Raw genomic sequence first — 15,904 nt, 5'->3', positions numbered from 1 at the left:
TGGTAACATGATTAACAAACAACTAATATATATTGGGCTAACAGCAGGGCTGCTGATGAGCGCTTCCTGCACCAAATTCCTGGATATAGTACCCAAAGGAAAAGATACGCCACGTACACTGGATCAGTACAATGGCCTGTTCAACAGCACTGGCCTGATGAATTACGGCGATGTACTGCAAAACGCGGATGGCAGCACCCAATCAAAAGGAGGTGCAGATATGTGTGTGATGATGGGCGATGATGTGATTACAGATTCCGCCTATCTCTCCCTGATGGATCTTTCCTATCAGAATGGTTATGCCTGGAAAGATAATTTGTATCTCCCCGATGCAGATGCCGTAGAATGGGGCACTTTCTATGGACAGAACTACACCTACAACGTAGTGGCGAATAATGTGATGTCTGTGGATGATGATAACCTGCCAAAGAAAAAGGCATTATTGGCCGAAGCCAGAACGGGTCGCGCCCTGATGCACTTTATGCTGTTAAACTATTTTGCAAAGCCATATGATCCTGCTACCGCAGCCACTGATCCGGGAGTACCATTGGTGACTACTGCCAATGCGGTGGCTTCCGGATTTAAGAGAGCACGCGTACAGGAAGTATATGACTTTATCATCAATGAACTGGTATCCGCCATTCCAGACCTGCCGGAGGTAACGCCTATGCGCTTGCGCATGGGCAAGGCCGCCGGGTATTACATACTGGGGCAGGTATATTTTACCATGGGGAAATATGACCTGGCACTGGCCGCCCTGCAGCAATGTAAAACGTCCCTGAGCAATACAGCGGTGCCTTTACAGTTCTACGATTATAATAAAGTGATGCCTACCTGGACATCTCCGTTTATGCCCAGTTATGGCGCCTTCAACATGCCACAGGCTTTCGATAACCAGGAAAATATTTACCTGAAACAGGTCATCCTGCTCACTTTTTCATTTGCCAATGTTACGATGTTAAGTCCTGCGGTACTGGCAAAATATGATCCTGCTGACCTGCGACTCAAGTTCTTTTATGGAACCGATTATTTCACTGGTAGTATCCAATTGCCTTACCTGTTGCATAACTCGCCGCTGGCTATCAACTTCGGTCCTTCTTTACCCGGTCTGTACCTGATGCTGGCAGAATGCAAGGCACGTACCGGCGACCTGGCCGGCGCTACCGCTGATCTGATCACTCTCCGCAGCAACCGGTTGCCCGCTGCAAAAGCCGGTGTAGACGCCACCACACAGGAAGATCTTGTCCGCTTTGTAGTGGATGAAAGACTCCGGGAATATGCCTGTACAGGTATGCGTTGGTTTGATATGCGTCGCCTGTCTACTGATCCGCTGTTTAAAAACGTTACCTACACCCACCAATTGGGTTCGGCCACATTTACCCTGCCTAAAAATCGCCTGACACTTAAAATTCCGCCTAAGATTTTAATGCTGAATCCGGGTATGGAAGACAATCCTTAATCAATAAAATGAACAGATATGAGTTTTAAAAAGATAGCAGGTGTACTGATACTCGCAGCAGGGTCTTTGTACGCCAGCGCACAGCAGGGGTATACCGTCAGGGCTGCATTGAAAAATAGCGGCGACTCAAAATTTATCATCGCATACATGGATGGTAAAGACTTTGTAATCGACAGTAATTACACGACAGAGAATAATACCGTGATTTTTAAAGGGAAGGTAAGTCAGCCTGTGTTATGTCATTTCGTAACGCGTAACCTGGCATTAAGTATTCCAACAGATCACGGGTATATTCCTTCGCCGGGCCTGGAGTTTTTCCTTTCTAACAATACCATCAGTATCACCGGCGATGCCAATGCCATTTACAAGGCTACAGTAAGGGGTGGCAAAGAAAATGAGGAGTGGAGTAGTATTAAGGCAAAGGAAGCGGCTATTACAGATCAGAACTGGCAATGGATACGCCAGTCTAACAAAGATACCTCGCTGGCCGCAAAAGCGCGCCAACAGCGGGAACAGCTTGCTTCACAACAGGAGAAACTGCAAACTGCGTTTATTCAATCGCATCCTGGTTCACTGGTAAGTATGTACTTCCTGGCTAACATGGTGAATAGTATGGATCTGGCTACCCTTGAAGCCACCTATAAGCGTTTAGCCGGTACGCATAAAACATCAGAATATGCAAAACGGATTGAACAGAAATTAACTGCCAGTAAAGCTACCAGCATCGGTAAACAGGCCATTCCATTGAATAAAACAGATATCAATGGCCAACCAGTAAGCCTGCTGTCATTACAAGGTAAATATGTATTGCTTGATTTCTGGGGCAGTTGGTGCGGACCTTGCCGCAAAAGTCATCCTCACCTGAAAGAATTGTATAACAAATACAAAAACGCAGGATTCGAGATTGTTGGCATCGCACAGGAACAAGGTAACGACGCTGATGTGGTATGGAAAAAAGCCATTGAAGAAGATGGGCTCACCTGGATCCAGGTACTTAATAATCACCACATCGATCAGTTTGATGCCGTGAAAGCCTATGGTATTACGGCCTTTCCTACTAAAATTTTATTGGATAAAGAAGGCAAAATTATAGGGAGATATGTAGGTCAGGAAGCAGAAGGGTTAACCGAAAAATTAAAAGGGATTTTTAAAAACTAACAGATGAGATACGTTATTGCAATTGCTGCGCTGCTTACTACCACAGGTGCGATGGCCCAGGGTAAGTATACCATTAAGGGAAAAATCAGTGGACTGGAAAAGGAGACCAAAGTGATGCTCAGCTATCGCATTGGAAAAGTAACCACGGAAGATTCTGCGACTACAGAAAATGGCGCTTTTGAAATAAAGGGCACTATCGCGGAACCTGTTAATGCCACACTCAAATTGAAAGCACTGGATGATGATGGCTCTTTTACCATTGAGAAAATGTTGATGGCAGATAAACAGGATTTTTTCCTGGAGAAAGGCACGGTTACTGTTAACGGTAACGGGTATATGAAAAATGCCGTTATCAATGGCGGCCCAGCGCAAACAGATTATCTGTTACTGAAGCAACAGCTGAAGCCGATAACAGACCAAATGGAGCCACTAACGGACTTCTTTAAGAAAAGCTACTTACAGAAAAAAACTTCGGTAATAGATTCTATCAGTAAGTTATTACAACCGCTGTCTGCAAAAACGGAAGAAATGGAAATCGCCTTCATCAAAGCGCATCCCGCATCTTTTGTGTCCTGGCACCTGGTGATAGAGCGTAGCAGTATTATTCGTCCCGAAACCTTTGAACCGCTCTTCAGTGGACTGGATCAGCGTTTCCGCAATTCTGCAAAAGGTAAGGAGCTGAGTGCGAAGCTGGAGATTGCTAAGAAAACAGCGATCGGACAACCCGCTTTGCCGTTTACACAAATGGATACCACCGGGCAGGCTATTACCCTGGCATCGCTGAAAGGAAAGTATGTACTGGTAGATTTCTGGGCTAGCTGGTGTGGCCCCTGCCGGGCGGAAAACCCTCATGTACGCGAAGCCTATGCACAATATCACAGCAAGAATTTTGAGATCATCGCTATTTCTTTAGATGATAAAAAAGCGCCCTGGATCAAAGCGATTAATGATGATCACTTGCCGTGGCTGCATGTGAGTGACCTGAAAGGCTGGAGCAATGAAGTAGCAAAGGCTTACGGCATCACAGCGGTACCTCAGAATTTTTTACTGGATCCTAACGGTGTTATTATCGCAAAAAATCTGCGCGGTGATAAGCTGGCGGCAAAGCTGGCCGAAGTGCTGAAATAAGTGTTCAGGTAAATGCTGAAATAAAAAATGAACTAATAAAAAGTGGGTAGTACCTCCAGGTACTACCCACTTTTTTTATGTAAAGAGATTACATCACGGGTGTTTTTCCGCCGTCTACCGCGGTGCTGGTGCCGGTAATATAAGCAGCAGCAGGCGAGGCGAGGAATGCGGCCAACGCAGCTATTTCGCGGGCTTCTCCGAAGCGCTGCATCGGGATTTCTTTCAGCCATTCAGCTGCTACCACCTCTGGTGATACATTCCTGGCGGCGGCACTGCTGCGGAATAAGCCTTCCAATCGCGCGGTGCTGGTGGATCCTGGCAATACATTATTTACCGTAATACCATGTGGTGCCAGTTCTGTAGCCAGGGTTTTAGACCAGGCAGCTACAGCCCAACGCGTGGTATTAGATACGCCGAGGTTTTTGAGGGGTGTTTTTACGGAAGTAGAAATGATATTGATAATGCGACCGAATCCGGCAGCTATCATGCCTGGTACCAGGGCTTGTGCCAGTGCCTGGTTGCAGAGCAGGTGTTGTGAAAAAGCATCTGTGAAAGCGGTGGCGTCGGCTGACAAAATAGGGCCGGAAGCAGGTCCGCCGGTATTGTTGATCAATATATGTACGGGACCCTGTGCTGCAATTGCTGCTGCCGCACTTGTTACCTGTGCCGCATTTGAAAAGTCGGCCACTACATACCGATGTTGTTGTCCGTGGCTGGTAGAAAGGGTGGGGAGCACGCTTTTCAGCCGTTCTTCATTCCTGGCCAGCAAAATGCAGGTGGCGCCCAATAATGCCAGTTCTTCTGCTGTAGCTAATCCTATGCCCTGTGAGCTGCCACATACCAGGGCTGTTTTTCCATTCAGTGAGAGGTCCATTGGATTTGTTTTGTGTACAATATAGGAAAAAGCAGAAAGCGGAAAGCAGAAAGCAAAAAGCTATTAAAGCGAATGACCAGAGCGGATGAGTAATTTAAATACCCGCTTTGGTCATTCGCTTTAATAGCTTTTTGCTTTCTGCTTTCCGCTTTCTGCTCACAATTACACCCGCACGTAAATTTTACGTTTATCCAGGATGTATCCTACCAGCCAGCAGGTGAGCATGAAAGCCAGCGAGAACAACAGCGACCCGAATTTGCCGGGCGACAGTGGTTGGAAAATAGTATCGTTGATCCACTTGTATAAGCTGTCACCTCCTACATGTGCAGTCCAGAATATGATAGCCAGGATCTCCGATAGCAGGTAAAGGAACAGCGGGTTTTTCCCGAATACCGTGAAGAAGCCGGTGCCTTTGGTAAAGCCTGCGATATCAATGATAAAGATGAGCAGTGATAACAGGAACAAATCAATACTGATGGTCAGCAGTACATAAGAACTGGTCCAGAGTTTTTTATTGATCGGGAACACCGTATTCCAGGCGTAAGCCAGGGCAAACAGTACAATACCTATCATAACCATCCGCATGAGTCCCTGTTTGGTTCTGCCTTGTTGTTGAATAAACAAGCCGGTATAGTAACCTGCTACTACGTTTACTACTGCAGGAATAGTACTGAGTATGCCTTCGGGATCAAACGCGATGCCTTCGCCGTGGTACATATGGCCTTCGCCCAGTACCAGTTTATCGAGGAAGATACCGGCGTTGCCGGTCATGCTGTATTGATCGCCCGCGGTACCGCAATACCATAGAATAGCCCAGTAGCCCAGCAGAAACAGGGCACTGACACCCCATACCACTTTTTTAGAGCAGTAGTGGATTAGCAGCGAGGCAATCCCATAGCAAAGGGCAATACGTTGCAATACGCCCAGTACGCGGGTTTCGCTAAATGGTTTGAACACGTAACCATGGTCGGTTTGTTCAAAAAACGGGAACCAGTACATCAGGTAGCCAAGCAGGAAAATAATCAGGGTGCGCTTGAAAATCTTTCCGAGCACCGCTGAATTTCCCAGCTGTTCATATTTTCTCATGCTGAAGCTCATGGCGTTGCCTACAGCAAAAAGAAACGAAGGAAATACAAGGTCGGTGGGGGTCCATCCATGCCAGGCGGCATGATCGAGGGGCCAGTATGTTCCACCTGTACCGCCTGTGTTCACTATGATCATGAAACAAACGGTCATGCCGCGGAATACATCCAGCGGTAAAAAGCGTTGAGAGCTTTGTGTCATTTCCCTTTAATTATTGGTTGATAAGATGGTAAGGAATGAAAAGAGCGTTGAGCGACTACAATATATACATCTAAAAATCAAAATCCAAATATGAAATATCGGAGAATAGTGTATAAGCGATCATAAATACCTCCCGGCATCTTAAAATTGATTATTTTTAGATACCCCTTAATCCTTGCCCCTATGCTCAACAAATTAATGGCAGTATGTGGGATAGCCCTCCTGATAACTGCCTGTAAACAAGCCCCTGTAGATACCTGGTCTGTCGAAAAAGCCCAAAACTGGTATGCCGGTAAAGGCTGGCTCTGCGGCTGTAATTTTATTCCCAGTACGGCTGTGAACCAGCTGGAAATGTGGCAGGCTGCTACCTTTGATTCGGCTACTATCGACCGGGAACTGGGGTATGCCGAAGGTATTGGCCTGAATTCCATGCGGGTATACCTGCACCACGTGCCCTGGGTGGAAGACGCCAGCGGCTTTAAACAACGTATTGACACTTACCTGGATATTGCTGGTCGCCATCACCTTTCCACGGTATTGGTATTTTTTGATGACTGCTGGAACAATATATATGCGGCTGGTCCTCAGCCACCGCCCATTCCCGGAATGCATAATTCCCGCTGGGTGCAGGATCCCGGTATTGCTATTTTTGATCATCCTGCATTGAAGGATACTTTAGAGAGATATGTAAAAGATATACTCCGGACTTTTGGTAAAGATCCACGGGTATTGTTTTGGGATCTCTATAATGAGCCAGGTAGCTTTGGCGCCGGCAATAAAAGTATGGCCCTGCTGGAGGACGTGTTTCGCTGGAGCCGTGCTGCAATGCCCTCGCAGCCCCTAACGGTGGGGGTATGGAATCCTGATCTGACGGAGTTGACTGAATACCAGGAAGCGCATTCAGATATCATTACCTATCATAATTACCTGCCACCGGATATGCACCGGCAGGATATCCGGCAGTTACGCACCTTTAACCGGCCGTTACTTTGCACAGAATACATGGCCCATACGCTGGGAAGCCGTTTCGATAATATTATGCCATTGCTGAAACAGGAAAATATCGGGGCGTACAGCTGGGGATTGGTAACAGGGAAAACCAATACCATGTATGCCCAGGGCATGGCAGTGCCGGATGGAATTGAGCCAGCAGTATGGTACCATGATATTTTTCGGAAAGATGGAACGCCTTATAATGCGGGAGAGGTAAAGCTAATCCGGGGGTTAACGGGAAAGTAGGCTTTCGGATAGCGATGGAAGCTATCCGAAAGCCACCTGTTGTTATTTGGAGAAGCCCCTTCCAAATACTTCATGTACTTCATGTATCACAAAGAAGGCTTCGGGATCGGTTTCCTGTACCAATGATTTCAGGCGCATCAGCTCCTGTTTGCCGATGATTACATACAGCACTTCTTTAGGAGATTTTGTATAGGCGCCGTGTCCGTGCAGTACGGTGGCGCCGCGTTTCATATCCTCAAGAATTTTTTGTGCAATGGCATCGGTATGATTGGTGATGATAGTGATGGCCCGTTTGGTGTTCAGGCCATCTACGATATAGTCTACCGTTCTGGCGCCAATGTATACTGCTATAAAGGTATACATGGTTTTTTCTACACCAATGATAAAGGAAGATGCCAGTATTACTACAATATCAAAAATGAGCATGGCATTGCCCAGGCTCCAGCCCAGGTATTTATTGAACAGGCGAGCCACAATGGCGGAGCCGCCGGTAGTGCCGCCGGAAAGGAATACCAGTCCGATACCAATACCCACCAGTAATCCTGCAAAGATAGCTGCCAGCAATGGGTTGCTGGTTACAGGAATCAGGGGTTTTTCTGTAAGGTATAGGAACAGGGAACAGAAGAAGATGCCCAGCAGGGTATACACCATTCCTCGTTTGTCCAGCAGCCTGTAGCCCGCAACAATCAGGATGGCATTGATAATAAGGTTGGTAATACCAGGTGACCACCCCCAGTAGTAATAAGTCACGATGGTGATACCTATTACGCCCCCTTCTGATAACTTGTTAGGGATAGCCAGGTAGTTGATGCCCACCGCGAAGATGAGGGCACCGGCCATAATGAGTAATATATTTTTCACATGCTCTTTCATGGCGCAAAAATACGCTTTTGTCTTAGTCCCCATCACAGCGATCCCTGGCGATAAAGAAAAATCACAAAAAAGTCTTTCAATAATTTGGAATTAATAAAACTCGATGTATATTTGTCTACCAATTCAGTAGACTAATATCGTCTGCCACGATAAGGGAAGCATCCGGCAAAACGCTTCCGGCATCCTTTGATCCACCAGCAAGGTGTTGCAGCCATCATTATTGAAAACGTGTAAATCAAAATACACTATGACAAGGCACACGCTGACAAGTGGAATGCGTTCCCACACGCATCAATTCGTGGAGAATATCACTTGTTCCCGTTACATGCAAACGGCTGCCTGTTGCAGTTGTTGATGAAAAAATCTTGCGTTCTGTAAGCTGTAAATAGAATGCCTGGTCTGGCGTGCGGGGACGGTATATTGCAAAAATTTATTGGTGGTAAATTATCCGCAACATACTTACCCGCATCCTCCCGGCATTTACAACCGGAATCTTCATTATTACCTGACTTATTGTAGATATGAAAACATTACTATTAACTTTTATTCACCACTATAAGACATAATATAACGTTAACGAATACACGTTTTTTGTGTACGTAACGAAATAGCATTTGTTACTATCCAATGAAATTAAACGATCGACTTCAGTTCAAAGGGGCGTTGCCTCAAACAATTCTGGTGGGATTTGTGGGTAATTGCCCCGAAAAACTGAAGCATCCAAACACATTTCATCACCACTTACCAACCAACCATACTATAAAATATTATCCGGAAGGTGGTGACATACATATAACGTGTACGACTATACATTTTTCGGAAAGCCTGATTGAATAAAAGGAACCACTTGTTTCCAGGTAAGGTCCCCAGTGCCAGCAAGTCCCGACAACCGTCGGGACTTCTTTTTTTATACACCCTTTAGCGTTATATCATTATTATATACCCGCGCCCGCGATCTTGTTATCATACATCCCCACTGCGTTTTCCATCTCCCCAAAAAAATATTTTTAACAATCTTATGGAAATCATTTCTGCCGCACATCTAATTAAAAAACAATTTACCATGGACGCAACTAAGATCCCGGGGAATGAATTCCTCGACATTCTCTTCGATGGAAGGAATAAAGATTATGGAGCTTATGAACTCCGCAGCCGTTACGACAAACGTGTTCGTAATGCCATAGTAGGTACAGCTTCTATTGTGTTGGTAATGATTGGTGGTTACGTGTTGAACAACACATTAATGGCTGCCGAAAATGTACATCCTCCTATGTTTGTAGAAAAAGTAACCCAACTGGACAATGTGAAAATGCCTGATCCTGATCCGGTAATCCCGCCACCGCCAGCAGTTCAGAGTGCGCCACCTCCGGTAGCTTCCACTGTTGCTTTTGTGAAACCGGAAATCGTTTCCGGTGAGGTGCCGCCTGATGCGGCCCCACCTAAAATGAGTGACATTGGTAACAAAGCCATTGGTTTTGAAAATACCGAAGGCGCGGAAGATGGTGTGCCCGCTGAATTAACAAAGGGAGGATCCGGTAGTGGTGTGGTACAGGTAGAAGCCGCACCAGCAGCAGATCACGCCGGACCATTGACTTTTGTGGAAATGATGCCTGAATTTCCTGGTGGAGAAGCCGCACTCGGAAAATATCTCAATAAAAGTATCAAATACCCACATGTAGCCCAGGAGAACGAAATACAAGGCACCGTTTTCATCCAGTTTGTCGTAAACCGTGATGGCAGTATTACAGATGTAAAAACCGTAGGCGCAGTAAAAGGTGGTGGTTTGGAAGAAGAAGCCAAACGCGTAGTCAGCAACATGCCTAAGTGGAAACCTGGTCGCCAGAATGGACAAAACGTAGCGGTATTTTTTAACCTGCCTATCCGGTTCGTATTGGGCCAATAGTTACATCAAGCATCATTAATTGTTTCGCCCAAACGTATTCGTCTGTCCTGTTTATCCGGCCTGCATCCATTTAACCGACCATTTAACCTGCGCATTCTAATCCTGATATCAGTCCCGGCTCATGTAAAAGTGGCCGGGATTGTCTTTTTTTAAGTCATTTTATTTGATAATATTCAAACTTTCTGTATATATGTCAAACAAAAATCAAAAAACTCAAAAATTATCGTAATAATTATTAATTTAACGGCCGCTTAGTCTTCTTCTTTAGCACTATAAACGGATAATTAGTATGGAAGCGCCGGTAAATAACTCGCTGCAACAGTTTAAAAACCTCGTTGGTACCAAGTTTCAGCTGTATAATAGCCTCTTCACCTCATTGCCTTTCCACCGCGTGGAAAAGACAGGCGTGTTCCTGTCGCTTTTCCTGCTGCATTGTGAGGAGGGGTATGCCAAAGGCAGCAGCCCCCAGGAAATCATGGATTCCTTTTTTCAGCAGTATACCACTTATACAGAGGAGAAACAGCGAACGGACCTGCTATTCCGCTTTGTACAATATGCAGAAAGACAAGTAGTATTATTTGATGCACTCGAAGATGCTGCCTTCCGCAATATCCGCGACCTGCAAGGCGCCGGCACCCTGCGCCACCTGCAGTCAGAAGTGATCCAGGAGCAGGCACAGGAACAGCTGAAGGAAAAACTGAAAGATTTTTCCGTACGGCTCGTACTCACCGCACACCCCACACAATTCTATCCCGGCGAAGTATTAGGCATTATTAATGACCTGTCAAAAGCCCTGATCGATGAAAATACCAGCCAGGTAAATATGTACCTGCAACAGCTGGGTAAAACACCTTTCTTCAAAAAAGAGAAACCCACCCCGTATGATGAAGCCATCAGCCTGGTGTGGTTCCTGGAAAATATATTCTATCAATCTGCCGGCCGTATCCTGTCGTCCATCCGGGCGCAGTTCCCCGGTGCTATCAGCAGCGACAATTCCCTGATCCGCATGGGCTTCTGGCCTGGCGGCGACCGGGACGGCAATCCCTTCGTAAAAGCGCCTACCACCCTGGAAGTGGCAGCAGCCCTGCGTTCTTCCGTGATGAAATGTTATTTCCGCGAAGTACGTAACCTGCGCCGCCGCCTTACCTTTAAAGGGGTGGAAAACGTGGTGGCCGCGCTGGAATCAAAATTATCCCGCAATCTCTTTATCCCCGGCCATAAAGCAGATATCAGCCGGCAGGAAATCCTGGATACGTTGTCGGATATACGTAGCACCATCCTTGCCGACCACAACGGCCTGTTCGTTCACCTGGTAGACAACCTGATCAGCAAAGTAGAGGTGTTCGGATTGTTCTTTGCCTCTCTCGATATCCGCCAGGACAGCTCCATACACGAAGCCGTGCTGGCAGCAGTAGCCACGCAAACCAATGCCTTGCCGGATAACTATACTTCCCTCCCTGAGGAGGAAAAAATTACGGCATTGCTCAACATCTCCGCCGCCATAGATCCAATGGCGCTGGAAAATTCCCTGCACCAGGATAGCCTGCAAACTATTGCGGGCATCAAACAAATACAGGCCGCCAACGGCGAAGAAGGATGTAACCGCTATATTATCAGCCATAGCACCAGCGTGCTCAATGTGATGGAAGTATATGGTATGTTCCTGCTGAGTGGCTGGAAGAAAGAAGAAATAACCGTTGACATTGTACCGCTCTTCGAAACCATTGATGACCTGCGCCATGCCGGTCAGGTAATGAAGTTGCTGTATGAGAATAAAGACTACCGCGAACACCTGCGCCGTCGCCAGTGTAAGCAAACCATTATGTTGGGCTTCTCTGACGGCACCAAAGACGGAGGGTACCTGATGGCCAACTGGAGCATCTATAAAGCAAAAGAAGAGCTGACCAAGATCTCCAAAGAATACGGTATCAGCGTCGTGTTTTTTGATGGCAGGGGAGGTCCCCCGGCGCGTGGTGGTGGAAAAACACACCAGTTCTACGCTTCCATGGGAAGAAATATTGCTAATAAAGAAATTCAGCAAACCATACAGGGGCAAACCATCAGCTCTAACTTCGGTACCGTGGATGCCGCCCAGTTCAATATGGAGCAGCTGATTCACGCCGGTATCAGCAATGAATTGTTTTCTTCCCGCGACGTAACGCTGACCAAAGCAGAAGAAAACCTGCTGCAGCTGCTGGCGGACGAAGGATATAAATCTTACAATAAATTAAAAACACATCCGCATTTCCTGGCTTACCTGGATCATGCCAGCCCGCTGCGCTACTACGCGGAAGCCAATATAGGCAGCCGTCCGAGCAAACGTAATGCCTCTGCCAAACTCAATCTCAACGACCTGAGAGCAGTACCTTACGTGGGCGCCTGGAGCCAGTTGAAACAAAATGTACCCGGATATTATGGGGTGGGTAGTGCCCTCGAGCAACTGGACAAACAAGGTAAATGGGAAGAAGTAACGGCCTTGTATAAACATTCGCTGTTTTTCCGTACGCTGCTGGACAATTGTGAAATGGCCATGAAGAAAAGCTATTTCCCGCTGACCGCCTACCTGGCCAAACATCCGCAATACGGGGAAGTATGGCAGATGATCTATGCCGAATTTGAACTCGCCCGGAAATACCTGTTGTTACTGACCAACGAAGCAGAATTGATGGGGGGCAGCCCGATAGACCTGTTGTCTATACAAATGCGGGAACGGATTGTGCTGCCGTTGCTGACAACACAACAATATGCGCTGACCCGTATCCGTGAGCTGGATTCACATCCGGACAACGGCCATGGCAGGGAAACCTACGAAAAACTCATCATGCGTTGTTCGTTCGGTATTATCAATGCAGGCAGGAACTCTGCATAAAAGAATTACGAATTACGAATTAGGAATTACGGATTTGTGGGGAGAAGGTAAACGCGGGTAATCCGCTATTATCTCCCCACAAATCCGTAATTCGTAATTCGTAATTCGTAATTCAACTTTCATAATTCTTCCATACTTTTACACCTCCTTAAGTAACTTCTCTATATATGGCAAACAGCTTATATGACTTTGGAATGATTGGCCTCGGCGTAATGGGTAGAAACCTGTTGCTGAATATGGCTGATCATGGCTTTTCCGTTATCGGCTTTGATAAAGACGCTGCCAAGAACAGCGCACTGGAATCAGCCGCTACCCCCGGTACTACTGTTAAAGGCGTAGCAGAACTGGCTACAATGGTACAGTTGCTGGAACGTCCACGCAAATTGATGATGCTGGTACCAGCGGGTCAACCGGTAGATGACGTGATCGCTTCTTTGTTGCCGCTGCTGGAGCAGGGCGACGTAGTAATAGATGGTGGTAACTCCCACTATACAGACACTTTACGCCGTGTGCAGGAACTTCGCCCGAAGGGTATCCATTTTATGGGTATGGGTGTTTCCGGTGGTGAGCAGGGCGCCCGTACAGGCCCCAGCATTATGCCCGGAGGCGACCTCGATGCCTATGCCAAAGTAAAACCTATGCTGGAAGCCATTGCGGCCAAAGTAAAGGACGTACCTTGCGTTGCTTACCTCGGTAAAGAAGGCGCCGGCCACTACGTAAAAATGGTACACAATGGTATTGAATATGCCATTATGCAGTTGATCAGCGAAAGCTATGCATTGTTGCAAAAAGGCGCAGGCCTGAACAACGACCAGCTGCATGAAGTGTTCAAAAGCTGGAACCAGGGCGCGTTACAGTCTTTCCTCGTAGAAATCACCGCAGATATTTTCCTGCAGAAAGATGATAAAACGGATCAACGCCTCGTAGATGTGATTTCCGATAAAGCAGGTTCCAAAGGTACCGGCAAATGGACTTCACAGGATGCGATGGAACTGCCGGTAGCAGTACCGGTGATTGATACCGCCGTTGCCATGCGTACGCTCTCTGCTTATAAAGAACAGCGTTTACAGGCGGAAGCACTGTACAAAGCACCGGAAAATACCCTGCACGTACCTGCTGACATGTGGATCAAACAAGTACATGATGCGCTGTATTTCGCTACCATTCTGAGTTATGCACAGGGATTGGCCATGCTGCGTGAAGCATCTGCTGATCTGAAAATGGAAATTCCATTACCAGAAGTGGTGAAAGTATGGAGAGGCGGATGTATCATCCGTTCTACCCTGCTGGAAGTATTTACCCAGGCTTACCAGAAAAATGCTGACCTGGGCAACATCCTGCTGGATGAAGGCGTAGCCTACCTGGTACAGTCAGTAGAAAGCAACACCCGCGCCGTAGTAGCACAGGCTGCCACCGCAGGTGTACCCGTAGCTGGCTTTATGTCTGCATTGTCTTATTTCGATGCATTCCGTACTGGTCGTATGCCTACTAACCTGATACAGGCGCAACGCGATTATTTTGGTGCGCATACTTATCAGCGTATTGATATGCCTGGCACTTTTCACACAGAGTGGCAGCAACACTAAAAAATGTTCATCTTCAATTAAATTTATGCAGATCCATAAACGCCCACCTGCTTCCATCCTCTTTATTTTCGGAGGCAGTGGCGATTTAAACTACCGGAAGCTAACGCCTGCGTTATATAACCTGTTTTTAGATGACTGGATGCCCGAGCAGTTTGCCATTGCAGGCCTGGGCCGCAGCCCTTACACCAACGAAGAGTATAACAAACACCTGTTGGAAGGGATCAGTAAGTTTTCCCGTCGGAAGGGCGAGCAAAATGGTCACTGGAAAGATTTCAGCAACCATGTTTCTTACCTGCAGATGGATGCAGAAGATCCGGCTGCCTATAACAAAATCACTGATTTTGTTGCACAGAAAGAAGCAGAGTGGGGGGTACATCCTACCGTTATTTTTTACCTGGCAGTAGCGCCACAACTGGTGCCTAACATCGCTACCCGGCTGGGTGAGCTGAATCTCTGCTCCGATAAACATTGCACCCGTATTGTGGTGGAAAAACCATTTGGTCATGACCTGCAAAGCGCACATGAACTGAATGAACTGCTGGCGAAGAAATTTACAGAAGAACAGATTTATCGTATAGACCACTATCTCGGTAAAGAAACTATTCAGAATATCCTGGCTTTCCGTTTTGCCAACGCATTATTTGAGCCGGTATGGAACCGCAACTACATCGATAATATCCAGATTACTGCTGCTGAAAGCGTAGGCCTGGAAGGTCGTGGCGGTTACTACGAAAGAGCTGGCGCCCTGCGCGATATGGTGCAGAACCATATCCTGCAGATCATGTGCATACTGGCCATGGAAGCTCCCGTATCTTTCGACGCCAACGAAGTGCGTAACAAAAAAGTGGATGTATTGAACGCTATCCGCCGCATTACACCTGACAAGGTGCATGAACATGCGGTACGTGGCCAGTACTCCGCTGGTTGGATGAAAGGCAGCCAGGTAGTAGGTTACCGCCAGGAAAAGGGAGTAGATCCCAAATCCAATATTGATACGTATGCTGCCGTGAAGTTTTATATCGACAACTGGCGCTGGCAGGGTGTTCCGATCTACGTACGTACCGGGAAATACCTGCACCAGAAAGCAACGAACATCATTATCACCTTTAAGGAGGCACCTCCATATTCCTTCCCGATAGAAGCTGCACAAACATGGCGCCCTAACAGGCTCACCATCAGCATTCAACCGGAAATGGATATCCGGATCCGCTTCCAGGCCAAACGCCCCGGTCAAACCATGACACTGGACCCGGTAGATATGACCTTTAACTATGATGCCGCCAATGGTGAGCATGCCCCTGAAGCATACGAAACGTTGCTGCTGGATGTAATGGAAGGTGATGCTACCCTGTTTATGCGTGGCGACCAGGTAGATGCTGCCTGGAAAGTGATTATGCCTATCCTGGAAACATGGGAAAACCGTACACCGCAAGACTTCCCGAATTATGCACCAGATTCATGGGGCCCCGATGATGCAGATGCACTCGTAGCCCGTGATGGTCATACCTGGATTAATTTACCGACTAAATAA

Annotated in this window: 11 protein-coding genes; 8 read left to right on the top strand and 3 right to left on the bottom strand. The window is 47.0% G+C overall.

Annotated features, from left to right (window positions below; translation table 11 throughout):
- Nucleotides 1-7: 7 nt before the first annotated feature.
- From AC5ZC7_RS25820 to AC5ZC7_RS25810, 3 genes are read left to right on the top strand one after another with little or no spacing between them, the layout of a single operon-like run.
- Nucleotides 8-1,459: a RagB/SusD family nutrient uptake outer membrane protein gene (locus tag AC5ZC7_RS25820; RefSeq protein WP_496158179.1), complete on the top strand. Its 1,452-nt coding sequence runs from the start codon at nt 8-10 to the stop codon at nt 1,457-1,459.
- An 18-nt stretch (nt 1,460-1,477) separates the two neighbouring features.
- Entirely contained in the window at nt 1,478-2,617 is a 1,140-nt protein-coding gene (locus AC5ZC7_RS25815) for a redoxin family protein (protein ID WP_496158180.1), read from the top strand.
- Between the two features lie 3 nt (nt 2,618-2,620).
- Nucleotides 2,621-3,745: a redoxin domain-containing protein gene (locus AC5ZC7_RS25810; protein ID WP_496158181.1), complete on the top strand. Its 1,125-nt coding sequence runs from the start codon at nt 2,621-2,623 to the stop codon at nt 3,743-3,745.
- Between the two features lie 88 nt (nt 3,746-3,833).
- On the opposite strand, the gene AC5ZC7_RS25805 is transcribed toward AC5ZC7_RS25810, so the two are convergent.
- Nucleotides 3,834-4,619 carry an SDR family oxidoreductase gene (locus AC5ZC7_RS25805; RefSeq protein ID WP_496158182.1) on the bottom strand — a complete coding sequence of 262 codons (786 nt, stop codon included), beginning with the start codon at nt 4,617-4,619 and terminating at the stop codon, nt 3,834-3,836.
- A gap of 162 nt (nt 4,620-4,781) precedes the next feature.
- Entirely contained in the window at nt 4,782-5,903 is a 1,122-nt protein-coding gene (locus AC5ZC7_RS25800) for an acyltransferase family protein (RefSeq protein WP_496158183.1), read from the bottom strand.
- A gap of 183 nt (nt 5,904-6,086) precedes the next feature.
- Here AC5ZC7_RS25800 and AC5ZC7_RS25795 point away from each other — a divergent pair, with 183 nt between their 5' ends.
- Nucleotides 6,087-7,142, top strand: coding sequence for a cellulase family glycosylhydrolase (locus tag AC5ZC7_RS25795; RefSeq protein WP_496158184.1), 1,056 nt, complete (start codon nt 6,087-6,089; stop codon nt 7,140-7,142).
- A gap of 42 nt (nt 7,143-7,184) precedes the next feature.
- Here the strand turns inward: AC5ZC7_RS25795 and AC5ZC7_RS25790 are convergent, their stop codons facing one another.
- Nucleotides 7,185-8,015 carry a YitT family protein gene (locus AC5ZC7_RS25790; protein WP_496158185.1) on the bottom strand — a complete coding sequence of 277 codons (831 nt, stop codon included), beginning with the start codon at nt 8,013-8,015 and terminating at the stop codon, nt 7,185-7,187.
- Nucleotides 8,016-9,078: 1,063 nt separating this feature from the next.
- Between AC5ZC7_RS25790 and AC5ZC7_RS25785 the strand changes: the two genes are divergently transcribed.
- The 4 genes from AC5ZC7_RS25785 to zwf all read left to right on the top strand — a co-directional run bounded on the left by AC5ZC7_RS25785 (nt 9,079) and on the right by zwf (nt 15,904).
- Nucleotides 9,079-9,918, top strand: coding sequence for a TonB family protein (locus AC5ZC7_RS25785; RefSeq protein ID WP_496158186.1), 840 nt, complete (start codon nt 9,079-9,081; stop codon nt 9,916-9,918).
- Nucleotides 9,919-10,207: 289 nt separating this feature from the next.
- Nucleotides 10,208-12,787, top strand: a complete 2,580-nt coding sequence (locus AC5ZC7_RS25780) for a phosphoenolpyruvate carboxylase (protein ID WP_496158187.1) — start codon at nt 10,208-10,210, stop codon at nt 12,785-12,787.
- A gap of 167 nt (nt 12,788-12,954) precedes the next feature.
- Nucleotides 12,955-14,373 (top strand): NADP-dependent phosphogluconate dehydrogenase, encoded by a 1,419-nt coding sequence (gnd, locus tag AC5ZC7_RS25775; RefSeq protein ID WP_496158188.1) that lies wholly within the window; start codon nt 12,955-12,957, stop codon nt 14,371-14,373.
- A gap of 25 nt (nt 14,374-14,398) precedes the next feature.
- Nucleotides 14,399-15,904 (top strand): glucose-6-phosphate dehydrogenase, encoded by a 1,506-nt coding sequence (zwf, locus tag AC5ZC7_RS25770; protein WP_496158189.1) that lies wholly within the window; start codon nt 14,399-14,401, stop codon nt 15,902-15,904.

It is taken from the genome of Chitinophaga sp. 9-1-y (assembly GCF_059511905.2).
Note: the sequence above shows the minus strand (reverse complement) of the source record. Positions and strands in the feature narration are given on the sequence as shown.

What these genes read in the sequence shown, in the direction of transcription:
- AC5ZC7_RS25820 (WP_496158179.1), top strand. Translation starts at nt 8, where the DNA reads ATGATTAACAAACAACTAATATATATTGGGCTAACAGCAGGGCTGCTG.
- AC5ZC7_RS25815 (WP_496158180.1), top strand. Translation starts at nt 1,478, where the DNA reads ATGAGTTTTAAAAAGATAGCAGGTGTACTGATACTCGCAGCAGGGTCT.
- AC5ZC7_RS25810 (WP_496158181.1), top strand. Translation starts at nt 2,621, where the DNA reads ATGAGATACGTTATTGCAATTGCTGCGCTGCTTACTACCACAGGTGCG.
- AC5ZC7_RS25805 (WP_496158182.1), bottom strand. Translation starts at nt 4,619, where the DNA reads ATGGACCTCTCACTGAATGGAAAAACAGCCCTGGTATGTGGCAGCTCA.
- AC5ZC7_RS25800 (WP_496158183.1), bottom strand. Translation starts at nt 5,903, where the DNA reads ATGACACAAAGCTCTCAACGCTTTTTACCGCTGGATGTATTCCGCGGC.
- AC5ZC7_RS25795 (WP_496158184.1), top strand. Translation starts at nt 6,087, where the DNA reads ATGCTCAACAAATTAATGGCAGTATGTGGGATAGCCCTCCTGATAACT.
- AC5ZC7_RS25790 (WP_496158185.1), bottom strand. Translation starts at nt 8,015, where the DNA reads ATGAAAGAGCATGTGAAAAATATATTACTCATTATGGCCGGTGCCCTC.
- AC5ZC7_RS25785 (WP_496158186.1), top strand. Translation starts at nt 9,079, where the DNA reads ATGGACGCAACTAAGATCCCGGGGAATGAATTCCTCGACATTCTCTTC.
- AC5ZC7_RS25780 (WP_496158187.1), top strand. Translation starts at nt 10,208, where the DNA reads ATGGAAGCGCCGGTAAATAACTCGCTGCAACAGTTTAAAAACCTCGTT.
- gnd (WP_496158188.1), top strand. Translation starts at nt 12,955, where the DNA reads ATGGCAAACAGCTTATATGACTTTGGAATGATTGGCCTCGGCGTAATG.
- zwf (WP_496158189.1), top strand. Translation starts at nt 14,399, where the DNA reads ATGCAGATCCATAAACGCCCACCTGCTTCCATCCTCTTTATTTTCGGA.